Below are 23,905 nucleotides of genomic sequence, written 5' to 3'. Positions count from 1 at the left end.
CGGATAAAATTGAGTTGTCCTTGGCAAGATAGCCCGCCGGAAAGCGAAACACACACATGCCACCCATTGAAACCACGATCGACAGTAGCGACGAGTCCCCTGACTCATTCGCGAAAAGTTCGCTGGTGACGGCCGAGTTGGTGTCCGATCCGGTCGTCGACGCTGAGCTTGTGCCCCGATGTAAACGTGCCCTCGTTTCAGTTGGACGCTGGAGCTTGTTGCTGTTTTTGGCGTTGATGACGTTTGGGTTTTTGTGCTCCGGTTTGAGTCCTGATCCATCTGCAATCTTTGATGAGGGCGATGCAAAGTCCGTCGTGGCTCAGGACGAGAATGTAGACGATATCGGTACCGAGTCCGTCGCGATCGCTTTGAACGACGATCCAGCGACCGCGATCGAACCGGTCAGTTTGCGTTCTTCGGACCTGAAACCATCGAGCAACGCCATCTCGCGAAAGAGCGACTCAGAGCTCGCACTCGTCGCCGAGAAACTCAGCGAACAATGGCGTGCGGAACTGGACTCTCGCGGATTGGACGCGGCTCCGATGGCGGATTGGATGACTGTGTGCCGCCGCTTGTCGCTGGCATTGGCGGGCACCGGGTTGTCTCTGGAAGAGATCCGATCGCTGCAGCGACTGCCCGAAGCCGATCGTGTCGAGACGCATCGCGAGAGATTGCTTAACAGCGAACGCTTTCATCATTACTGGGCCGAACGAACCGCTCGCTATTTGGTAGGTGCCGATGAAGGACCATTCATCTTTTACCGTGGGAGACGGTTCCGCTCATGGCTGACGGAACAATACGCAAAGAACACTCGCTATGACGAGTTGGTGCGAATGTTGATCACGGCCGAAGGAGTTTGGACGGATCGGCCGGAGGTCAACTTTCACACCGTCACTTTCGACAGCGGAGACAACGCGCCCGATCCGATCCGCTTGGCTGCTCGAACGACACGAGCTTTTTTAGGCGTGCGAATTGATTGCCTGCAATGCCACGATGATTTTCTGGGGAACGTTTCGCTTGGTGATGCGTCCTGGATCATGTGCGGCGTTGGCGACGCGACGATGCAAGCTGCTGCGGAGGGAGACGCGAAATATGTTTTAAGAGAGGGAACCCAAGAAGACTTTCACTCGCTCGCGGCATTCTTCACGGCGGCGACTAGCGAAGGTGTTCAGGGTTTGAAGGACAAGCGAGCGAACTACGAGTATCAGTACTTGTACGCGGATGAAACCGTACCGGTGGAGCCCAACGTCCCGTTCCTTCGTGAGTTGTTGCCTCCACGCCCCGAGAATCGACAAGACGATTCCTCTGACGACGACAGCACTGATACGACAGATGAATCTGCGAGTGATGAACCAAGCGATGCGCCAGAGCCTCTCGAGCTACCTCGGTACCTGAGTGACCGCGAACGGTTGGCGTACTGGTTGACTCATACCGAGAACAAACCAGCCGCCCGGGCCGCGGTGACTCGTGTCTGGACGTTGTTGTTCGGCCAGCCACCAGCCATTGAAACGGACTATGGATTCCAGGTGGGTGAAGTCGATAACTTGCCTTTGGATTCGCCACCGTCGCCATTGATCGAAACGCTGACCGAAGCGTTCATCGAAAGTGATTTCAATATTCGAAAGCTGATTCGGTGCATCACCGATTCACCCGCTTTTCGTGTAAGCAGTCGCGCGGACTTCGATGTGACCGAACAGCATGAGTTGGCGATGGCGGTGTTCCCTGTGACTCATCTGCGAAGCGAGCAGGTTGCCGGGGCGGCGATTCAGGCGGGACGTATCAAAACGATCAACCGTGATTCATCGTTTTTGGTTCAGTTGCAGCAGTTCGGAAGTTTGAACGACTTCTTAAAACGGTACGGCGATTTGGGGGAAGACGAGTTCACACAACAACCCGTCACGATTACTCAGCGATTGGTGATGTTGAACGGAAAGCTGATCAACGAAACGGCAAGTCCAAATCCCATCCTGAATGCTTCTTCGCATATCGAGATGTTTGCGAAAGACGATGAGGATGTGGTTCGAACGTTGTATTTAACGGTGTTGAATCGTGAACCCAGCGAGCGAGAGCTTGAACACTTCGTGAAACGTCTCACCGCTGAGAGTCGTGAGCAGAATGATCCGCCAACATCACGCAAGCAAGAGATCACAGACTTGACGTGGATCTTGCTCAACAGCAGCGAGTTTGCCTGGAACCATTGAAGTCAGAACTTTGTTTGAAACCATCCGGAGCCTTTCATGAGCATCTCATTCAACGACCAGCACGGATCCATCGGTCGATTGGGCGAGGGACTGCGGAGCGGTTTGTGCAATGCTCAAATTCATCTGTCACGTCGGCGGCTGTTGGGAGCAGGGTCCGCATTGATGATGTCTTCGCTGGCACGTCGGTTGACGCTGGCCGCGGAGCAGAAAGCGGATCCGGGCAAACCACCTAAGAGCGTGATTTTGCTGTGGATGGAAGGCGGCCCGAGTCAGTTGGAAACGTTCGATCCCCATCCGGGCACAAAGTTTGGTGGTGATGTCGGCGATGTCGCGACCACGTTGAAGGATGTTCGAATCGCGGACACGATGCCGCGATTGGCCGAGCAGATGCACCTTTGTTCGCTGGTACGGAGCGTGGTTGGGAAGGAAGGCGATCACGAGCGAGCAATCTATGCGATGAAGTCAGGCTATCGCCCGGATCCAACGCTGGAGCATCCGTCGATCGGTAGCATTCTTTGTCACGCCGACGATGCGGGGGCCGACATCCCGAGGCATATCTCGATCTTGGCCGGACGTTCCGCCGCGACGGGTGGCTACTTGGGACCACAGTTTGATGCCTTCAAGACTGGCGACCCGCTCGAACCGGTTCCGGATGTTCGCCCGAGAGTCGATGAGTCGCGTTACCAACGTCGGCTGGATGCACTGAATAACGTGCTCGAACCTCAGTTCACTCGAGGTCGAATTCGGAACTTGCAAGAGAATCGGACATTGCATTTGGCGGGAACGCAGGCGGCTCGGAAGATGATGTCGAGTGACCAACTGACCGCCTTTGATGTGAAAGAGGAGCCTCAAGCCGAGTTGGACGCCTTTGGTGACCACCCATTCGGTCGAAGTTGCTTGGCTGCATCTCGGTTGGTGGAGGTCGGTGTTCGTTGCGTTGAGGTGACGCTCAATGGATGGGACAGTCACATCAATAATCACAGCCTGCAATCCAGTGCGGCGGCAACGTTGGACGAAGGCATCGCTGCTCTACTAAAACGTTTGGAAGAACGTGGGTTGTTGGAGTCCACGCTGGTCGTTTGTGGTGGCGAGTTTGGACGCACACCCCAAATCAATCCGGCGGGCGGACGTGATCATTGGATCCATGGCTTCAGCACGCTGTTGGCTGGCGGCGGTATTCGCCGTGGACATGTTCACGGTGCAACGGGACCGGAACCCAACGCCGACAAACCAGATGCTCATGTGGACAGTCCGGTCACGATCCCGGACCTTCACGCCACGATCTTGGCCACCTTGGGATTGGATCCGACCGAAGAGCTGGACACTCCGATCGGACGTCCAATGAAACGCAGCGAAGGCGAGGTCATTGATTCGATCATCACTTAGCGAGTGTTGATCGAGATCAATTGGCAGGTTGCATCCAGTTGATTTCGAACGATGCGGGCTCATCGGATACATCGAGCTTTCCGAATGCGACCGCGGTGACTGTTTGAGCCTCCACGCTATCGGCGAACGTGACCGGATAAGCTTTGCCGTTCATCAGTCGGACTTGGTAACCGTCGGATTCTTTTGCATCAACAAATTTACCGAGGATGAATGCTCCATCGGTTTGTCGATCGTCCTTCGGAGTGTCGATCCAGGCTGGAACCTGCTTGGCAAACGAAATGAAAAGGTTCGTGTTGGATTTGATGCGATCCACCAACGGTTGCAGTTGGTCGTAGTTACCGGGTGATGTTTCCGCGGACAAACGAGAGAGCGTCCCATAGGCAAAGATCACTGCTTGGCCGTATTTGGGATCAGCAGCATCGATGCTCTCAAGTTGCTCCAACACCATATCGATTTCGTTGATGGCGGCGGACATGTCAGCGTCGCTATCTTCGGACGCGGTTGTATCTGGTGTCGCTGGCATTTCCGCGTCGTCGGAAACCATTTCGTTGATTGCTGCCGGCAAACCAGGCAAATGATCCTGAGGCTCTTCGGCAGTTGGATCTTCACTGGCGGTTGCCGGCGCATCCGAGGGAGCGTCCTCGGAGGTCGTGATGGAGTCCACTGGTGGTTTTGCCACTTCGGTGACCGATGATTCGTCGGACGGCAACGTCTGCAGGTCTTCCGGCGGTGTTTCAAAATCATCTTCCGCGGAAGGATTGTTGCTGCTCGTGGCCATGTCACTTAGTTCAGCCAAAGCATCCGTGGCAGGGTCATTGGCAGGGACCATGTCCGCTTCCGATGTGTCGAGTTCGACCGGGGCTGGAGTCGAGGTGTCATCACTCGAGCCGTTGTTCAGGTCTTCTCCGAGCGAACGGCCTTCCGGCGTCTCGTCCATGATTGGTGGGACGTATCCGCCGGGATTGACCGGTGCCGCAGCCGAACGTTGGATGGAATTGGAAGAGCTGTAAGTTCCATCGAGTGGATAGAACCCGAGGTTGGGAAGTGCGTCGAGGTACCACAGCAATCCACCGCCGATGGGCAACGCCAGAAGAGCACCGAGGATTGGCGATCCAACGGTTTTGATCAGCGACTTTTTTTTGCGGCGTTTTTTGTCGCTGGTGTAAATCGCCATCGGAGCCACTTCGGGGGCGCCATCGACCGCGGAGTCGCTTCGATCTTCCGGGATGGTGAACTCATCCAAGTCATCGGCGTCGGCGGAAGCTTCCACCGATGTGATCTCGGGTTCGTCGGTTTGCGATTCGAACACATCCGAGTCCAGAGCTTCCAACTCGGCGACTTCTTCTGTCGAGCCGATGGCTTCTGGGTCTGGCGCTTGCGTCCCCAGCTCGGAAGCAGCACCCGCGAGAGCAAAGCCACCTAATGCGGCAGGCTCTTCATCGTCAACATCGACGGCTTCCAATTCCGTGAGTGGGTCTGCACTGGTGTTCAGGTTGTCGCCAACCACGATCAGTGCGGGAGGCATCACCGATTCAATTTCCTGTTGATCCAATGTCGACAAACACCACGGGCACTGAACCTGAGCCGTCGCTGCAACCTGTCCTGAAAGCAAACGATCAGGAATTCGGACTGATTCGTGGCAACGGGGACAAGGGGTGACCAACATGAGCGAGACCAATCCGGCGGGAATTGTTTGTTATGAGACACGGGTATTGTAACTACGCTTCGCAGGCATTTCAGCCCGCCGATTGCGGGTCAATTTCCTCATCAGCGTGGCTCGTTTTCAGTTCATGGTTCAGGATCTCCAGCAGGGTCTGCAGGAAGACCACCACCATGGGGCCCACCAGAATCCCGATCGGACCAAACACGGACACTCCACCAATCACACTGAGCAGTGCAAACAGTGGATGCAGTTGGCTGCGGCCGTGCAGGACATAAACCTTGATCACGTTGTCAATCGATGAAACAACGGCCGCACCGTAGATCGCAAGGAAAGCGGCGGCGATCCATCGCTGATCCACCAAACCCAACCACAACGCACACGGAACCCAAACGGACGCGGCACCCAGAAAGGGAACCAAAGCCATCACGCTGGTGAGGAACAACAGCAGCACGATTTGGTCGAAACCGCAAAGCCAGAATCCGATCGTCGCCAAAATCCCTTGGACAACGGCGCTGGCAACACTCGCCAGCACCACTGCTCGGCTGGTGCGATCGAATTCCGTCAGCAGTTGATGTTCGTAGGCATCGTCCATGGGTGACAGACGCATGAGCGTGCGAATCATTACCGGACCGTCAATCAAGAAGAAGTAGACCGACACGACCAGAATCACCAAACCAAAGATGACTTGGACAACGATGCTGCCGGTCGCACTTGTCAGCCGTACGAACCTGGGCTGCAAGGATTCGCGAGCCATTCGAATGAGAGAGGAAAAGTCTTTTTCATCGGGGTTCGCAATCAGACTGAGCTGGCTGCGAAGGGAACCGCCCAACAACTGATTCATCCAGCTTCGAACCGCCGCGGCAGTTTTGACCGCTGGCTGTTCGAAGCGTTCATTTTTGTTCAGTTGAACCAGCAATTGAGGCTGCGGGTTCTTGGGCACTTCGCTCGGTGAGTCGGCATCGGAGACTTGATCGTTGGCCGAATCAGTTTCGTCCTCGTTGGGTTCAACCGTGATGGCCGATACAGGTGGATCCGAAATTTCTGCGACCGACGACTCTTCCACGTCATTCAGTAAATCCGCGTCGGCATCCAATTGATCGGGATCAATTTGGCCTAGCGACGAGGTCGCCGGTGCGGAGGGTTTGGGAACGAGGTTGTTGCTGATCGAAATGTCGATGTCTCGATCAATGTTCTCTGAGTCGATGGAAAGAATCAGCAGTTCCGCGTACTCGTTCAGATTGTTGATCGCAATTTCCGATGCACCCTCGGCGATACCAGCGTTGGGAACTTCTGATTGCAGGTAGTTGATAATTGCAGCGGCTTGCTGAAGCTCGTTGATTTTGGTCCGGACGGCTTGCGGGTCATCCGCTCTCGGCACATTGATGTCGCCAACGATTCGGTCGAGTTCGCGAAAGTGTTCGGGGTGTGGAAGAGACAGTCCGACTTGTGAGCGGACTCGTTCCATCGCGACCGACATATTGCTCAGGTTCATTTTGCTGAGCAGGATCGTGAACTGGGTCGTCGCGACGGAGACCAGAACACCCAGCGGCAGCAAGACGATAAACAAAATCAACGCGGTCGTCGTTCCCGCGGCTAGCCGGCGCCGTCGTCCGACTTTTTCAAAAATCCACAAATGGACCGGTCGGAAAATGACCACCAAAAGGGCGGCCAGAAACAGTGGAACGAAAAAACCGATCATTAATCGGTAGAACAAAACCCCGACCGCCAAGATGCCAATCACCAGCATCACCACGGACATGATCCGCGAAAGCGATGGCAGCTGGGGAAAGAGGATTTGTTTGCGGGTGCCAGGCGGAACCGACTCTTCAGAACTCTCGGCCGTGGAATCACCGATCACCGCGGTGAGCTTCTCCGGTGACTCGGTCGCCTCGGTTTCGCCATCCTGAGTCGGTGACTCAGGTTCGCTTGCGTTTGTGGAACTTGAGTCGACCGGCGGATCGGAGTCGCTGCCGCTTTGACGGCTCGATTGGTTCTTTTTTCGTCGTCCCACAAACTCCCTTTCAATTTTGAGTCGCTGCGATCGCGTCGCCTTCCAAAGCGATCCCAATGTTCGACGTCACGGCATCGCGATTGATGGACAACGTGATGCGGTGGCGACCTCGCGACAAGGGGAGATTCTTCAATTGCCAGGTCGGCATCGGCTTCCCGTCGACCCAGGCTTCGATGCCGTCCCATTCATTGCCGCTCCCCGCGGCGTCGGTTTTTGACTGCAACTTCAACTGGATGTCGGTAGTCGTCGCATCGGAGTCTACCGGCGTGACTTCGATGTCAAAACGAATGAAGCTGGTCGGCGGCGTATGACGATGCTGTTTGAATTTGTCGAGTTCCTCCAAGCGAACTTTGCCGTCCACCATCGTCGTCAGAGCACGCCAAGTCATCGCAGGGTCGTCTTGAGCCGCCGTATCGACACTGGTTCGGTTCAGCCGACTGTTTGCCGCTGGCGTGTAGTTCATCGTCTCGAGGCTTCGGACCAGGTTCTCTGTTGAAACGGTGAATTGCGGTTCCCGTCCGAGAGCAGCAAGGAAAGTCGTGAGGTCGACCAGTTCAGCTTCGGTCAGATTGTCGAGCAAACCTTCAGGCATCAACGATTTGCCAGGAGCGTCATCCAGGATCGCATCGATCTCAATTTCTCGCACGGTGCCGTTGGCCAACCGCAATCGAATTGCGTCGTCGGTTTCGCCGATGGAAATTCCACTGATGACTTCCCCGTCTTCGGTCAAAATTTTGCGAGTGGAGTAGCCTTCTTTCAATCGAGCACTTGGGGCCAGCAGCGATTCTAGGACATAGTCCGGCTGCGAGCTGCCGCCCAAGGAGACCAAGTTGGGGCCAACGAGTCCTCCACCCTGTCCGATGGCGTGGCAGGAAATGCATTGCAATTCATTGCGACGATAGACCAGTTCACCACGCTTGGCCGATCCTGTTTCTTGCACTCGTTTGAGCAACCGGTCTTTCAGCTCCGGCGACAAGACCCAGGTCGCATCGTCGAGCTTACCGGACTTGCGGATTGCTTGTTCCAACCCGGCGTTGCCTCCGGCGGAACGAACCGATCGGAGCAATGTTCGAGCGGTATCGGAAGGCAATTCCATGTCGCTCATTTTCGAAGCGTATCGTTTCACCAGATCCGGTCTCGAAAGCGAACTGACCAACCAGTTTTCGGCGGCCTTCGATAGTTCGGCTTCCGTTAGAGCGTCCAAGACCAACGGAACCGCCGCACCGGGACGCGAGTTGACCAAGCCGTCGATTGCCGCGATTCGATCAGCGGTCGACCCTTCTTTGGCGATACTCATCAATTGTTGGTTGGCCTTAGGAGACGAGAGCGATGCCAAAGCGTTGATCCAAATCTGACGGTCCTCTGCAGCCGCGTCCGAGCGAGTTTGAATGGCGGACAACAAGGTTGCTTCCGTGGATTGCAGCTTCCATTGCTGGGTCGCTCGCGAAATCCATAACATCGTCGACGCCTTCAATTGGCCGGTGTCTTGTTTGGCCAGCCATTGATTCACGCTGGCGTTCGCATTGGCAGGAGCAACGTTCTTTCGTGGTGCCGTCGCATCCAACAATGTGCTGATGCGGCGTTCGACGTGAGTTGGATTTCCGGCAAGCAACCGATTCAGGACACCGCCGAGTTGTTCTGGGGTCGCGACTTCGCCAACCGCTTGAAGCCATTGGTCATCGGCTTCGTCCGAAGAGATTTCTTCCCATTCGATGCGATCGATCAATAACTTCGCTGCGTCGGCATTTCCAACGGCTCGGACTGCCCACGCCAGCGTTTGCGGGGATTCCTCCCAGATGTTTTGCAGCGTGTCGTTGCCATGTTGCCAGTGCTCCGCCGTTTCGCGAATGGATTGCCACAGAGCAAAATCGATTGAGTTTTGCGAGGACAGCGATTGGTCCGATGCGAGTAAACGCGAGAGAATTTGGTGGAGCCAAACCGCTGATTCTTCGGTGTCCAGCTGGCCACACTGCACGATGACTTCCAAGGTCAATGCGAGGTCGGTGATCTCCGTCGCGGCACCGACCAATCTGGCCGCATCCGCCATGGCTTGTTTGGCGGTGGGGGCGTTCAGCGTCGTGAGTTGGTTGGCTGATCGAAATTGACTTCTCAGCCAAGCTGCGGCGTTGTCGGGAACCGAACTCGGATCGGATTTCCACGATTGAATGCGAGCCATCGCGGGAGCGGTCGCGATCGGTTGGACAGCCGCTTCGCGAAGCCACTGAGCTTCCAGCGTTCGCGTCGCCAGTTGTTTTCCATTTTGGTTGACCCATTGGTCCACCGTGTCGAAGATGCCCGGATCTTCCAGGTGATCCCATAACGTTTGACGAGCAAATTGACGGACCGCAAGCGATTCGTCTTCGAGGTAGCCCAGCAGTTCGGATGTGGTCGCGGCCAAAAAGTCGGGCCATGGATCGAGTGGTCGATCGGGAAAGGACAGTCGCCAGATACGACCATGTTCGGTGTCGCGACGCGGATCGCGAAAGTCGACTTCGCCGTGTTGAATGATGGGGTTGTACCAATCGGCAATCAGCACGGTTCCGTCGGGAGCCATGCGAGCATCGATGGGACGGAATGCAACGTGTTCGGTCGTTACCAGTTCGGGTTGTTGACGGCTGATGTAGTCAGCTCCATTGGGACGCACACTGAATCGGCACACACGGTGGCTGCGGAAGTCATTGGTGACCAAGTCGCCTTGCCATTCTGGTGGAATGTGTGTTCCGGAGAGCACTTCCAAACCGCAGTGTTTGGGGCTGCCGGGGTTCAGTCCCAGCAACCATCGGGTCGCACCGGGAGAGGTTTTGAACACGGCATCGGGGAAGGCGTGGGTGATGCCATCAAAGGCGGCTCCATCGGTCACGAAGGATTCGCCGGAGCGGTTGACGATGTGCCCCCACGGATTGATGAATCCTTTGCAGAAAATATCCAGTTGTCCGGTGCTGGGGCGATAACGCCAAATGCCACCTCCGTCCAAACGTTTGGTTCCATCGGGCGTATCGATGTGCGAGTGAATGTAGATGGATTGGTTGAAGTACAAGCATCCGTCGGGACCCCAACGAAGTGTGTGAACCAAGTGGTGTGTGTCCTCGGTTCCGAATCCGCTCATCACAACGCGTCGTTCATCGGCAACGCCATCGTGGTCGGTGTCTTTGAAGTACAGCAGTTCGGTGCTGGCCGCGACGTAGGCGGCGTGGGGCCCGTCGGGGATCACACCCGTGGGGATCAATAACCCGTCCGCGAAAACGGTGCTGGATTCGGCGACGCCGTCTTTGTCCAAATCTCGTAGCACGACAATTTGGTCGTTGGGTATCTCGCCCGGTTTGACTTGCGGGTACGACTCGCTGCTGGCCACCCACAGTGCCCCCGTGCAGTCGAAGTTCATCTGAATCGGTTTGCGAATCGCGGGATCCGATGCGAAAAGATTGATCGCCGCTTTGGGATCCAACTTCATCGCCGCCGCTTCCGCGTTCGGATCAGGTTTCGGGATGTCAGTCAGATCTCGTTGAGCGTTTGCAACGGGTGCAAAACAGCTGAGACAAACCGCAAAACAAAGCGAAAGAGGGGGGCGCCGGAGATTCATTCTTGGGATTCAATTCTTGACAGAAAATCAGGATGGGCTCTTCTAGTTTCCACACGAACGCTAACAATCTATCAGGTTTTCGTCCCGAAACTGCCGTCCTACGACACTCCATCTGGCGTGCCCCCACCTAGCGAACCCGTAAGCCCGGAATGACCGCCGCACCCGCCTCCGTTCGACTCTTTCAGACTCACGAGATGGAGGCATTGCGCCGCGATCGTCGGTTGGACCCGCAGGTGTTTCGGAAACTGCGAAACGATCTGCTGAAGAAGTTTGAATCCGACGAAGCGGTTTTAGAGAAGTATCCGGTGGCTGAGGCGATCGAACTTCACTCGTTGAAGCTGTATCAACGGATGGATTCTGAGATCGACGGAGCGACCAAGCTGCTGTTCGAAACCGAGTCGGGCATGCTGATCGAATCCGTGATCCTTCGCATCGCGACGGGACGCACGACGCTGTGCGTTTCAAGCCAGATCGGATGTGCCGCCGCGTGTGACTTTTGCGCGACCGGCAAAATGGGAATCGCGAAGAACTTGGCGACCGAAGAGATCTTGGACCAAGTCGTTCAGGCGGGGCAAATTCTTCGAGGCGAAGACCGACGACTTAGCAACATCGTCTTTATGGGAATGGGCGAACCGTTGCACAACGAAGTGAACGTGACCGAAGCGATCGAGTTGCTGACGGCGCCCGATCACTTCGCACGCTCGCCGTCGACGGTTTTGGTTTCAACGGTCGGTGTTCCCGCAGGGATGCTTCGGTTGGCAAAGAGATTCCCAAATCTCAATTTGGCTCTCAGTCTGCATTCCGCTGATCAAACCACTCGCGAAAAAATCATTCCGCTGGGCAAGAAGGCATCGCTGGCACAATTACACGACGCGATTCACGAGATTCAAACGATCCAAGATCGTGAGTTCATGATCGAATACTTGATGCTTCGTGATGTGAATGATTCCGCAAAGGATGCAGATCGGTTGATCGATTGGATTGGCGATCTGCGAGTGCATGTGAACTTGATCCCGTACAACACGATCGAAGCGTCCCCTCATCTGCACGCGTCATCGCGACCGGTCATCGAATCGTTCGCTGACATCCTGAAGGCATCCGGTTTGAAAACCACCGTGCGATACAGTTTGGGCAATGACATCGAGGCCGCTTGCGGGCAATTGATTCGCCAAGAAAATCGTCAGCGAGCCATGCAGGCTCGGCGGACCGAGTCGGAATCTGACTCACATGTTGGCTTCCTCGACGTGCGGCAAGTCGTCGATGGTCTCGAGTCCCAGAAGAACAAGTAACCGCTCGGCGGGATAGAACCGCGAAACCAGTTTGTCACTGCCCTCGCCCGGTTCTCGTTTCACTTCGACGAGTCGGCGACGAACCATTTGATTGAGCAGCGAGCCGCTGTCGCGCCCCCGCAAATCGGTGACTCGGGCTGATGTGATGCCGGGTTGGTAAGCGACCAAGGACAGCACTTCGACGGCGGATTGGTTCAGTCGCGTTTCGCGAATTTTGCCGGTGAAAGCGGCGCGAACCGATTCCACGTCGGGGGCGACCACCATCCGGTACCCGCCGTCTTGTTCGACAATTCGCATCCCCTGTCGTTCTGCACGATAGGACGCATTGAGTTTGTCGATGATGTCAACGACTTCCTCCGGTGAAAAACCACGCATGATCGAGGCGAGACGAGGTGGTGTCAGAGGCAGGTTCTCTGGGTGGCCAACAAACAAGGCTGCTTCCACGATGGCTTCGGGAGTGGCGGCTTGTTCGGCGGAGGCGTCTGATTCGGCTGAGGTTTGCGCCGCGACTGCCAGGGCTTCGTCGCTGTCAGGATCTTCTTCGATAAACTCTTCGGCCGATTCGTTTTCGTTTGGGTTGGGATCCGGTTCGGAACGCAACAATTCGGAGGGATCCAGGTCCACCGGTGTTTCGTCACCGCTTTCCGACATCGCTGCAACTCGGGCGTAGGCGGCTCCGAGTTGTTCCAGCGAGAAACCTTCCTCGTCGTCATCGAATTCGTTATCGATTTCGCCTGCGTTCTCAGACAGTTCGTTTTCCGGTGTCTCGTTTTCAGCGTGCCCGTCTTGGACGTGGTCGTCTTCGGGTGAGTCGGTAGGTTCATTCATGGAAGTTCTGTCGCAATTGTTTCATGCCTCGGTGCAGCAGCCCCGCGACCGATCCTGTGGTCTTGTCCATTCGCTCGGCGACTTCGGACAGTTTCAATCCTTCGAGGTAATGCATCGCGATCGCGTCACGCTGGGCCTCCGGCAACGATTCAATCGCGTCGGCCAATGACACCAGCGATTCACCCACCATCGCGTGCTGGCTGGGAGTGCCGACATCTCCGGCTAGCAAGCCTTCCAGCCGCATGGATGATTGAGCCACCCGCTGTTCCATCGATTGTTCGCGGCGAATGTCGCGTTTGTCGCGGTGCAGATCACGATCCAGGTGACACATTTGCCGCACCAGAATCTTCCGCAACCAAGCCCGCCATTCGGCTTCCGTTGTGCCGCGATACTGATCGATGGCCGCAACGGCTTGCATCATCGTTTGTTGAACGATGTCGGATGCACCCAGTTTGGCTTTGTAGCTCGCTCGCATCTGCATTCGAGCCAACATTCTCAAATACGGCTCGTACCGAGCGATTTCTTCGGCTCGGGCGGGCGATTCGTGGGGCTCGGTAGGGGTGGGTTCGGAGGGATCGTTGGACGTCATCGTTGGTTCGATCGGGTTTGTCGCTTCGCGGGTTGCCAGCGGACCGTTACAGTAGCAGAACTTTCCGGGCGGATTGGAGACGTTCCGGACACATTTCATTGCCTGAAACCGTTTGATTGATCGCCTGATGGCTCGCGAAGCAATTTACCAACAATCGAATCCAGACCCTGGCGGGGATCCGCCGGAAGACGGTCCTCCGCATGGAAAAAACGCCGCGGATGGTGGCGATGAGCCCGATCGCGGTCCTGATCCGGATGTGACCCTGCGCCCACAGCGCATGGCGGAAATGGTCGGTCAGCAGGATGTGATCGAGCGGTTGCGAATCGCGATCGACGCAGCTCAAGTGCGTGGCGAACCTCTGGGGCATATTCTGTTCGATGGACCGCCCGGACTAGGAAAAACCACGTTTGCGACGGTCATTCCTTCGGAAATGAAAACGACCGTTCAAATGGCCAACGGTGCCGGGTTGAAAGCACCACGGGATCTGCTGCCGTACCTGACGAACGTCTCGCGAGGATCGGTGTTGTTCATCGACGAGATTCACCGGGTCCCGAGGGCGATCGAAGAGTACCTGTACACGGCGATGGAGGATTTTCGAATCGACATCGTGCTGGGGGAAGGCGTCAACGCGCGAACGTTGAATTTGAGTTTGGAACCATTCACGTTGATCGGTGCGACCACGCGAGCGGGGATGTTGACCGCTCCGCTGCGAGATCGATTCCAAATCCGCGAGCACTTGGGGTGGTACACGCGGAAAGAGTTGGCGGAGATCGTGCTTCGCAACTCGAAGAAGCTGAACATTGAAGTGGACCCAACATCGGCCGGAGTCATTGCGGATCGAAGTCGCAGCACACCTCGATTGGCCAACAACCGATTGCTTTGGGTCCGCGACTACGCCCAAAGCAAAACGAAAGGCAATGTGGAAGCGAGTGTCTGCGAAGCCGCGTTGGATATGATCGGGATCGATCATCTGGGGCTCGACAAACAAGATCGCAATTACTTGGACACCCTGATGCGAGTTTTTCTTGGCGGCCCAGCCGGGTTGGACGCGATCGCTCACACGATGAACGTCAGCTCGGACACGCTCGAAGACGAAGTCGAGCCGTTTCTGCTGAGAAGCGAGTTGTTGGTTCGAACCCGGCGAGGACGCCTGGCAACTCCGAAAGCGTTTGAGCACATGAAGCGGCAAATGCCGGATCGGCCGCTTTCTTAGCGTCGAATGATCTCATGGTCTGAGAACAAGGAAACTCAGCGAATTCTCGGTGATTTTGCGAGAGATTGCCAAGATGGGGGCTGATCCAACGAAGAAGGTTTGAGATCACACCGGCCCCTTTCAATTTTTGACAGCAACGATGAATGACACCGACGAAACCGTTCTTTGGGAAGCGGAGTTCAATCCCAAAGTCAAAGTGTATTGGTTGATCAGCGCCGTTTTGACCTCGTTGCTGACGATCTTTCTAATCCCACTGCTGCCATTGATCGCACCGATTGCTTGGTATGTGTCGGGTTTGTATTTGAAGAGCCACCGTTGCACGCTGACCGAGCGAACGCTGAAAGTCAGTCGTGGTGTTTTGGTGCGGCAAGAGAAGACGGTGCCCTTGGACCGGATCACGGACTTGGGTTTGGTTCAAGGACCGATCATGCGGGCACTGGAGCTGGAAGCCGTCAGCGTGGAGACGGCGGGCCAGTCTGGACCGGGCTCTTTAGTCCGTCTCACTGGCATCCGAAACGGTCGAGCTTTTCGCGATGCGGTGTTGAAGCAACGCGACATGGTCGCCGGAGGCGAGCCCGCACGTTTGACTGCTACCACCCAGCCCGAGCTGCCACAGGAAGCCAACGTTCAAACGACATTGATCGAGATCCGCGACATCCTGAAACGGATCGAAGCTCGCTCAACGTCGCTGTAGTTCGGTATCTGTAAGCGATCGCCAACCTGTAGCTCGGTGGTCCCCACCGAGAGTTTGTTGCAGAAACCATGATCGTCTCAGTGGGGGACCACCGAGCTGCAGGTTTTGGACGACGAGCTGCGGGTTTAATTCTGATCGTCTGGGCCGAGGTGCCAGTCCATTGCGTCTTTCATGATGCCGGCGTTGATTTGAAGCATGCGTTGCTTCATCGCTTCAACCCGCTCGGGTTGTTCCGCGGCCAGATTCTTTGTTTGGCCGGGATCATCTTTCAAGTTGTACAACTCGAAGTTGTGATACGTGCCATTCTTGATCGCAGGGATCCATTTTTCTTCGAACAGGTTTTTGTTCGACATCTCGTAATCGCGAAAGCCAACGAGCGAATAGTCGCCATCTCGCATCGCAACGATGGGTTGTGAGCGTTGCAGATGCCAGAACAAAGGTTGATGACGCTCGAAGGAATCGGCGTGCCCGGTCAAAAGCGGCGTTAGGTCGCTGCCGTCCAAGTGAACCTGGGGTGGTGAGATTTTCAGCAACCCGCAGATCGTGGGCAGCACATCGACCAAACCGGCCGGCTCGTTCGAGACAACTCCCGCGGGGATGTGACCGGGCCAGTGGAAAATTCCTGGCACGCGAATTCCGCCTTCCCAGTTGGCTCCCTTTCGTCCGCGGAGCTTGCCGACACGATCGGTTCGATAACTGCCATTGTCCGATGCGTAGACGATCAGTGTGTTTTCGCGAACACCCAACGCATCCAATTTTGCGAGCAGCCGTTTGATTGCTTGGTCGGTGTTGTCGATGGTGCCGGAATAGACCGCACCTTTGTCGCTCAACTTCCCGTATTTTTGCGTGACCTCATCGGGTGCCGCGATTGGTGCGTGCGGTTCGTGAAACCAAACATTCAAAAAGAACGGCTGGTCGGGATCCGATTCACGATGGCGGTCCATCCATCGGATGGCTTCATCCGCAACGAGTTGGCAGGAGTAGCCTTCGAGTTGACCGACCGGTTCACCATTGCGAATGAAGTTGTCCGGGTTGCGGTGGCTGGGTTGAGCATTGTTCCATGTGGCAAACCAATGGTCGAACCCATGTTGATCGGGAGTCGGTTTGTCGCGTTCTTCCGTCGGCAGTCCTAAGTGCCATTTGCCAACGTGTGCGGTCGCGTATCCGGCGTCCCGAAGGACTTCCGCCAGCGTGACTTCTCGCAAACGCAGGTGCGAGTTTTGAGACTCGTCCTGGATCCAGCTGTAAACACCAGCACGAATGTGATGGCGACCGGTCATCAGCGTGGCACGCGAAGGTGAACAAACCGCGCAACCCGAATAGAACTGTTGAAAGCGGGTGCCGCCGGCAGCCAATTGATCAATCGTCGGTGTCTCGACGGGACCGCCGTAACAGCCCACATCGCGATACCCCAGGTCATCGGCCAGCAACATAACGACGTTCGGACGAAGGGTCTGAGCGTGTGTTTCGCCAGCGAGCTGACCGAAAGTCAGTGTCGGAGTGATGAGCAGTAGAACAGTGCACCAAAAGCGGTGGGGCGACCGGGGCGGTGATGTTTGAAGATGGGTAGGTTTGCTTGGCATGGCAATTGGGCGGGCTAGGAGGAAGGCGGGGACGCGGCAACTTGTGGTGTGCCAAGTGGGGTAGATCGACGCATCTTAAACGAAGTGACCGCGACGCATCGGGCGTTCGTGGGATGGGGACGTTTGGCGTGCCGTGCATGCTTGGGACAAAGCATCCGCATCAGGAGCGAGCACGCAAATGGTTGACGCGAGATGGGTTGGGCGAAATCCAACTGAATTTGGCTTGTGTGTGGGCAATCGGCTTTCGTAGGGTCGCGGCAGGATCGCGCAATTCGTTTTGCGTTGGTCTGTGAAGTCGTTCCTCCCGCATTTCCCGCTCGAGCTGATACCCGCTTGGCTGATCGGTTCCAACCTTTCGACACATTGCCTCGTCCTTCGCGTGAAACACATTCACCGGTGGCGAGGTTGGCTGCTGCGCCATGTCGACTGGACCGGACGGCTCTCACCGCTTGGATTGGTGCGGTGATTTGCGTGTTGTTGAGTCTTTCGCCGGCGTCAGCCCAACAATCTGTGGAACCTTCGGTGTACGAAGTCACCGATGTTTCACAGACGTTGCAGTTGTCCGGTGATGTTGTGAATCGTTGGCATCAAGGTGACCGAGAATTCACGCTGGTGCGCGGCAACGTGGAATTGAAATTCGAAGGCAAGCGATACGAGGCCGCTTCCATCTTCGTCGCGTTGTCCGGCAAGCAAAAAGAATTGACGGCCAGCCTATTGATGGATCGCGTGACGTTGGGGCCGGGCCAAACAACCACTCAGCCAATCGTGCGGACCGTCAAGTTGGAGTCGGTGCCGATCGTCAGAGCCGAACAGTATCGCGGACGCGCCGAAATTTCACCGGCTTGGTGGGCAAAAATGGGCATCCGTCCGGATACACCCAGCCAACTCGCACAGCCCAGCCAACTCGGTTCAGGATCGCCCTCGCCAGATTCTCAGTACATCCAACCCGTTCAGTATCTCGAACCGGTGATGGGCGAATCCAATTTGCCGTCCGGCGGCTTGGTGCTCGATCCGCCCGTGGTTTCCAACCAGCCACCTCCGGTTCAAAGCTTTCAGCCTCCAGTGATGGAGACGTCCCCTTCTGTGACCACGATGCCAAGCATCACAGGTATCGGGGGATCGCCGTTTATCGTCGCAGGTGGAACGAGAGCGATCAGCATCACTTCACGCGGTTCGAATACACCCGCGGATCTGCAATACATCAATCGTCCCGGAACAAACGAATCGGTAGCGATTGGTCGTGGCGGGATCACCGTGACCGTCCAAGACGTTTCGGCTCGTTTGCCCAGCGGCGAAATCATGCCACTTGGCACGGTGTCATTGTCGGCCAACCGGATCGTCGCTTGGATGCCTCGATTGAGTGATGTCTTTCAGGGGCTCCAAGATTTCAAATCCAACGATGGCGAGATTTATCTCGAAGGCGACATCGTGTTTCAACAAGGCGACAGGGTCATCTATGCCGAATCGATGTACTACAACGTCACTCGAGAAGTCGGCATGGTGTTGGATGCGGAGACGATCACAACGATTCCCGAATACGCGGGTACGGTGCGATTGAAAGCGGAGGTGATGCAGCAGATCAATCGCGGCAACTTCACCGCCATCGACGCGGCAGTCACCAGCAGCCGAATGGGCGTTCCTCGTTATTGGTTGCAAAGCAATCGTTTGGAACTGACCCAGCGATCCACCGTGCGTGCGGATCCGATCACGGGACAACCGATTGCGGACAGTGAACCGATCATCACCAGCGGCGGCAACTTCGTCTATCTGGGCGGTGTGCCCGTGCTGGCTTGGCCAAGGTTCACGACGCCGCTTCGAAAACCGACGTTTTATTTGACCGGTGCGGATGTACGGAACGACGACATCTTTGGCTCACAGGTGCTGTTGGAATGGGATTTGTTTCAACTGCTTGGATTTACCAATCCGCCCGACGGCGTCGAAACGATTTTGCTCACTGATTACTTGAGCGAACGCGGTCCCGCCGTGGGGACTCGAACGACTTACGCGTTGCCGAGTTTGTTTGGATTCGGCGGACCGGCATCAGGAACTTACGACAGCTACATCATCAAGGACGACGGGTTGGATGTCCTGGGACAAGGTCGTCGCGATTTGCAACCCGAAGAAACCTACCGAGGACGAGCGACGTTGCAGCATCGACATCACCTGCCCGGCGATTGGGAATTCATCGCCGAGGTGGGCTATTTGAGCGATCGCAACTTCCTGGAGCAGTACTTCGAATCCGAGTGGGATCAGGACGCTGATCATCGGACTGGATTGCGATTCCGCAAGTACGCCGGTTCGCAGATGTTGGACATCGCGGCCAACTTCCAGGTCAACGATTTCTTCATGGAAACCGAAGAACTGCCCACGATCGAGCATTACGCTTTGGGTGGATCGATTTTCGCGGACACGCTGACGTGGTCGATGCACAATGAGATCGGATACAAGCATTTGCAAGTCGCTGATGTTGCCGAGGACCCAGTGATTGCGGCGGGCACGTACACGCTGCCGGGTGAACTGGACCGCGAAGGTGTGGTGACACGAACACGGCAGGAAATCTCGGCACCGATCGACGCTGGTCCGGTCAAAGTGATTCCGTTTGCGATTGGTGAAGCGGCACACTACGGCGAAGGGGCCAACGGCGACGACGTGACACGGTTGTGGGGCGGCGGCGGTCTGCGTTTGAACCTGCCCATGTCGCGAGTCGATCCAACGATCCAAAGTTCACTACTGAATATTCGCGGATTGGCTCACAAAATCGATTGGTCGGCAGAGTATTTCTATGCTGACAGCGACACGGACATCGATGAGCTGCCCTACTACGATCCGCTGGATGACAACGCTCAGGAAGAGTTTCGACGCGTGTTCACGGGGACCCTGTTCGGGGGCACCCTGCCGCCGGAATTTGACCCAAGAAACTATGCGTTCCGTCAGGGGATCCAACGCAATGTGACCAGTCCCAGCGACACGGTTGCCGACGACCTGCAGCAATTGCGTTTGGGAATGAAGCATCGTTTCCAAACAAAACGCGGGTTGCCAGGACGCGAGCGGATTGTCGATCTGTTCCGGTTCGACATGGAAACGATTTTGTATCCCAAGGAAGACCGCGACAACTTTGGCGAGACACTTGGCCCAACGATGTTTGACGCTCAGTACAACATTGGCGATCGCTTCACGTTGCTAAGCGATGGCTACATCGACTTCTTCGACAATGGCTTGCGTTCGATCAGTGCCGGGTTCCGCACCAGTCGACCTGGTCTGGGGGATTTGTATGTTGGCGTGCTGTCGATGGAAGGTCCGATTAGCAGCACGGTTCTGCGAACCAGTTTGGATTACCGTTTGAATCACAAATGGATCGTTTCGGCCGGAAACGTGTATGACTTTGGTGAGACCGGGAACGTCGGACAGACGCTCGGTTTGACCCGTGTCGGCGAATCTTTCTTGGTTCAATTGGCCGCCAACGTGGACGCGGGACGCGACAACACGAGCATTGGTTTCATGGTTGAACCACGCTTTTTGCCATCAACCCGGCTCGGTCGCTTGGGCGGTCAGTTGATTCCGCCGCCTGGCGTCGAAGGGCTGGAGTGAGTGATGGGGCCGAAGCCGGGATCTTGGGCCGCGAAGTTTCGTTGTGCCACGCTCGGGGTCTGGTTCGCGTTTGGTGGACAAAGCAGCTTCTGGGTTCATTTGCCAATCACAGCGGCGGTGATCGCCATTGCTGCTTGGTTGAATTTGGAACCGATCCAATGGGCGGTTTTGATCCTTGCGATCGGCGGCGTGCTGACGGCGGAGTTGCTCAACTCGTCCATTGAGTTGCTGGTCTCGGTTTTGCACCCGCAGCATCACCCACGAATCGGACAAGCACTCGATGTCGCCGCGGGCGCTGTTTTGGTGATGAGCCTGGCTGCTGCGGTGGTCGGATTGATCGTGTTGTTGCCGCCGCTATACGGTCGCCTGTTCGGCGTTTGAATCGTCCGTGTTTGAGTCATCCACGGCAGACTCGCCAGTGCTTGACTCGGTGGTGCTTGCTTCCTCGAGGCTCTCTTGAACTTCTCGTCCGGCCGTCCAGTAAAAGATCGTGCCGATGATCGCCATCACGACTTTGACCAGTTCAAACGCCAAGGCGACCAAGGTGCCTGACGCGTCTGTCGTTCTCGCAGGAACAATGTGATACAGCGTTTCGATGGTCACTTCCAAAACACCGACACCGGCGGGAGTCAGCGGCAATGCCGACATCAGCATGCCGATGGGAACGATGACGAAGTGTTCGGCCAAAGTTGGCGGCAAGTCATACATCGAGACCGCGATCAGATACATGCTGATGACCAGCAGTCCTTGCACGACGACACTCATCACGAGCGACGATGCGAACGCCCAGGGGTGATGGTGGAACATCCGCAGCGGCGGACCGACGTGTTTGATCAGCGAACCGACCACGGGAAGCTTCTCGCCCCGTTGTAGCAACGTGTCGACGAACTTGCCGCCGAAAACCAGCACTGCCAGGATGGCGGAACCGACCGAAAGCAACGCGATGGTGATGACCTTGATGTCATCGATGGTGATGCCATTGAATTCAAACGGGTCTTGGGACTGATGAATCAGCAGTCCACCGGAGACGAGCAACAGCAATCCGTATAAACCTGCGCCACGGTCGACGACCACGGAGGCGACGGCGGCGATGCGTTTGCCCGGCGATCGTCTGGCTAGGAAAACGGCTTTGAAAAGGTCGCCGCCCACACTGCCGGCCGAGACAAAGCTCAGCAAAAAGCAAATCGAACTCAAACGCATCGCTTCCAAAAGGCTGAGCGGGATGCCTTGGCAGCGAACCAAAACCCACCACCGAACAAACGAAACCAGCAAGGCGCAAGTCGCAACGGCGAGCGCACCGACCAGCAAGGGCATGTTGATGGATCGGGCGGTCAGGTCATCCCACTGAGCGGGCTCAATGCGGCTTAGCAGAAACCAGATGATCGCGACTGGAACCGCGAATTTGACCAGGATGATCGCGTAGCGTTGGAAGTGTTCGGGCATGCTGGCAAGAATAATTCGAGGTGAACGCTTCGGATAGGCGATGCGTTCTTGTTTCAGGATTGCCCAGGAGTGTTCAGCAAATCTTTGTCGGAGATCGCTGTCTTCGAGGTTGAATGAGGCCTGTCGTCGACTTGATCGGACTGGTCGGTTTCATTTGTCGCTTCGGAGAGATCGGGGATTGCAAAGACCGCCAGCGCGGTTGTCTTGCCTTTGACCATTTGCTCGGGCAACGCGGTGGCGGGAAAGGATTCCGGCAAGGTTGCTCTTGTGCACTGTGTGATCAGGAGAGAATGACCCAGCGGCTTGGTCAGCGATTCGACTCGAGAGGCGATGTTCACCGTGTCGCCAATCGCGGTGTATTCCTGGCGTTTGGGGGAACCGATGCAGCCCACCACCGCCGGCCCGGTGTTGATTCCAATTCCAATTGCGAAATCTTCCCAGCCGGCTTCTCGCATCATGGTTTTCTTGTTTGCCATCGACGCCGCCAGTTCTTGGCCCGCCGCGACCGCTTTGACGCCGTGGTCGACGGCACTGCCACCGACGCCAAAGATCGCCATGAAACCATCGCCCAAAAACTTGTTCACCATGCCGCCATGAGATTCGACGACTTCCACCGCTTCTTGAAAAAACACGTTGAGTGCCTGGACGACTTGTGTCGGCGAGAGCTTGGATGATTGGCGGGTGAAGTTGCGGACGTCGACGAACATCACCGAGATGACTTGTTCACTGCCGTTGAGACCATCACTTTGATTCATGATCTGTTTGGCGGCTTCGCGACCGACGTGACGACCGAAGGTTTCCTGAAGCTTCTGGCGATGCTGCAGGCCGTCGACCATCCGGTTGAATCGCTCGATCAGGTGCCCGAAGTCGTCGCTGCGAAGAAGCTTCACCCGTACGTCGAGGTTGCCTCGCGCGACACTGGATGCCGCGCGTTGCAACTGCATCACCGGCGCGGTAACCCACCGCCCGAGCATCCAACTGGTGATTAACCCGAATGCGATCGCGACAATACCTACGGTGACGCCGAACATTGGTGACAAGTTGGCTGCGTCGGGCACGATCAATAGCATCACCAACGAGATCACGGGGCAAACAACCGCGGAAAAAGCCCACAGGATTCCGCGGGCCCGAATGCTGAGCGGAACCGCACCAGGAACGTTGGCTGGGTTGCTGTCTTGGAAGAAGACGGGAAATAGTGTGGCTTGTGCGGTGAGCTCGACGGCGAAAAAACTCTGTGTCACCGCGATCAGGGACGCGATCACAAACGAGGTGATCAAGTGCCAAACGACCACCCCGGACAGCGGCTCGCCCGCGGACGCGATGGCCAGGGGGAAAATCGGAATGCAGGACAACCACCCGATCGCGGCGACCAACAGAAACCACCACGGCAAATGGATCACTCGTCGACGTGCTGCGGCAAGGGTTTCAGAATCGACCGGTTGATGATCCAAAAGTGCCCGGTGGACTCGGCGCAACTGCCAGAGTGGAACGACGTAGCAGGCGATCGCCACCGGATAAACGAAGAGGTTGAAAACCTGCCAGCAGGCATGGAAACGGTCCATTTGTGCCGGCGACAGCAGCGGCTGGATCTGCGTTTGGTTGTAAAGAATGTTGAAGACGCTGCCGATCACATTCGCGACGATCGGCGAGACCCCGACGAGGAACATCGCGTGACGTTGAGCCCAGGTCCAGCGGCGAGTCGATTCGGCGGGTGGTGGCGACATCGGGCGTTTCAACGCGAAATGGACGGGCAATCTGGGCAGGTTGCTGGTGGACGTCGGCAGTGTAGCGTTTCTTTGCCAGCCCCTCATAATTGGGTGCATGAATTGCTATGGTG

15 protein-coding genes are annotated in these 23,905 nt (G+C 56.3%); 7 read left to right on the top strand and 8 right to left on the bottom strand.

Translation table 11 applies throughout. From position 1 onward, the window contains the following. The first annotated feature begins 56 nt into the window (after positions 1 to 56). A complete protein-coding gene (locus RB_RS14235; protein WP_011121184.1) occupies positions 57 to 2,201 on the top strand; it encodes a DUF1549 domain-containing protein in 2,145 nt (714 codons plus the stop codon). A 36-nt stretch (positions 2,202 to 2,237) separates the two neighbouring features. Then, the gene (locus tag RB_RS14230) at positions 2,238 to 3,587 is read left to right on the top strand and encodes a DUF1501 domain-containing protein (RefSeq protein ID WP_007331975.1); all 1,350 of its coding nucleotides are present in this window, start codon (positions 2,238 to 2,240) and stop codon (positions 3,585 to 3,587) included. Between the two features lie 16 nt (positions 3,588 to 3,603). Here the strand turns inward: RB_RS14230 and RB_RS14225 are convergent, their stop codons facing one another. From RB_RS14225 to RB_RS14215, 3 genes are all read right to left on the bottom strand, one after another. Beyond that, positions 3,604 to 5,253: a hypothetical protein gene (locus RB_RS14225; protein ID WP_164922028.1), complete on the bottom strand. Its 1,650-nt coding sequence runs from the start codon at positions 5,251 to 5,253 to the stop codon at positions 3,604 to 3,606. A gap of 70 nt (positions 5,254 to 5,323) precedes the next feature. Beyond that, entirely contained in the window at positions 5,324 to 7,261 is a 1,938-nt protein-coding gene (locus tag RB_RS14220) for an AI-2E family transporter (protein WP_164922027.1), read from the bottom strand. Between the two features lie 10 nt (positions 7,262 to 7,271). After that, the gene (locus RB_RS14215) at positions 7,272 to 10,841 is read right to left on the bottom strand and encodes a PVC-type heme-binding CxxCH protein (protein ID WP_011121181.1); all 3,570 of its coding nucleotides are present in this window, start codon (positions 10,839 to 10,841) and stop codon (positions 7,272 to 7,274) included. Positions 10,842 to 10,990: 149 nt separating this feature from the next. On the opposite strand from RB_RS14215, the gene rlmN reads away from it, so the two are divergent. Next, positions 10,991 to 12,130 (top strand): 23S rRNA (adenine(2503)-C(2))-methyltransferase RlmN, encoded by a 1,140-nt coding sequence (rlmN, locus tag RB_RS14210; protein WP_011121180.1) that lies wholly within the window; start codon positions 10,991 to 10,993, stop codon positions 12,128 to 12,130. Here rlmN and RB_RS14205 read toward each other — a convergent pair. Then, a complete protein-coding gene (locus tag RB_RS14205) occupies positions 12,065 to 12,958 on the bottom strand; it encodes an SMC-Scp complex subunit ScpB (protein WP_011121179.1) in 894 nt (297 codons plus the stop codon). The genes rlmN and RB_RS14205 overlap by 66 nt on opposite strands. Next, positions 12,951 to 13,547, bottom strand: coding sequence for a sigma-70 family RNA polymerase sigma factor (locus RB_RS14200; protein ID WP_007324163.1), 597 nt, complete (start codon positions 13,545 to 13,547; stop codon positions 12,951 to 12,953). The genes RB_RS14205 and RB_RS14200 overlap by 8 nt, the downstream gene beginning before the upstream one ends. A gap of 112 nt (positions 13,548 to 13,659) precedes the next feature. On the opposite strand from RB_RS14200, the gene ruvB reads away from it, so the two are divergent. Next, a complete protein-coding gene (gene ruvB, locus RB_RS14195) occupies positions 13,660 to 14,760 on the top strand; it encodes a Holliday junction branch migration DNA helicase RuvB (RefSeq protein WP_007331968.1) in 1,101 nt (366 codons plus the stop codon). Between the two features lie 139 nt (positions 14,761 to 14,899). Next, positions 14,900 to 15,454 (top strand): PH domain-containing protein, encoded by a 555-nt coding sequence (locus tag RB_RS14190; RefSeq protein ID WP_164922026.1) that lies wholly within the window; start codon positions 14,900 to 14,902, stop codon positions 15,452 to 15,454. A 125-nt stretch (positions 15,455 to 15,579) separates the two neighbouring features. Here RB_RS14190 and RB_RS14185 read toward each other — a convergent pair whose 3' ends face one another. After that, positions 15,580 to 16,887, bottom strand: a complete 1,308-nt coding sequence (locus RB_RS14185; protein WP_164922025.1) for a sulfatase-like hydrolase/transferase — start codon at positions 16,885 to 16,887, stop codon at positions 15,580 to 15,582. A 432-nt stretch (positions 16,888 to 17,319) separates the two neighbouring features. Between RB_RS14185 and RB_RS14180 the strand changes: the two genes are divergently transcribed. Both RB_RS14180 and RB_RS14175 read left to right on the top strand, forming a co-directional pair. After that, the gene (locus RB_RS14180) at positions 17,320 to 20,625 is read left to right on the top strand and encodes an organic solvent tolerance protein OstA (RefSeq protein ID WP_164922024.1); all 3,306 of its coding nucleotides are present in this window, start codon (positions 17,320 to 17,322) and stop codon (positions 20,623 to 20,625) included. A gap of 3 nt (positions 20,626 to 20,628) precedes the next feature. After that, positions 20,629 to 21,006, top strand: coding sequence for a diacylglycerol kinase (locus RB_RS14175; RefSeq protein ID WP_037225450.1), 378 nt, complete (start codon positions 20,629 to 20,631; stop codon positions 21,004 to 21,006). Here the strand turns inward: RB_RS14175 and RB_RS14170 are convergent. Together RB_RS14170 and RB_RS14165 are read right to left on the bottom strand one after the other, a co-directional pair. Next, positions 20,980 to 22,068, bottom strand: a complete 1,089-nt coding sequence (locus RB_RS14170) for a lysylphosphatidylglycerol synthase transmembrane domain-containing protein (protein WP_011121174.1) — start codon at positions 22,066 to 22,068, stop codon at positions 20,980 to 20,982. The genes RB_RS14175 and RB_RS14170 overlap by 27 nt on opposite strands. Positions 22,069 to 22,121: 53 nt before the next feature. Then, on the bottom strand, positions 22,122 to 23,792 hold the full coding sequence (locus RB_RS14165) for an adenylate/guanylate cyclase domain-containing protein (protein ID WP_164922023.1): 1,671 nt from the start codon (positions 23,790 to 23,792) through the stop codon (positions 22,122 to 22,124). Positions 23,793 to 23,905: the final 113 nt, after the last annotated feature.

Origin of the sequence: Rhodopirellula baltica SH 1 (genome assembly GCF_000196115.1) — a bacterium.
GTDB lineage: Bacteria > Planctomycetota > Planctomycetia > Pirellulales > Pirellulaceae > Rhodopirellula > Rhodopirellula baltica.
The sequence above is the reverse complement of the archived record's forward strand: the minus strand, read 5'-3'. Positions and strand labels throughout refer to the sequence as shown.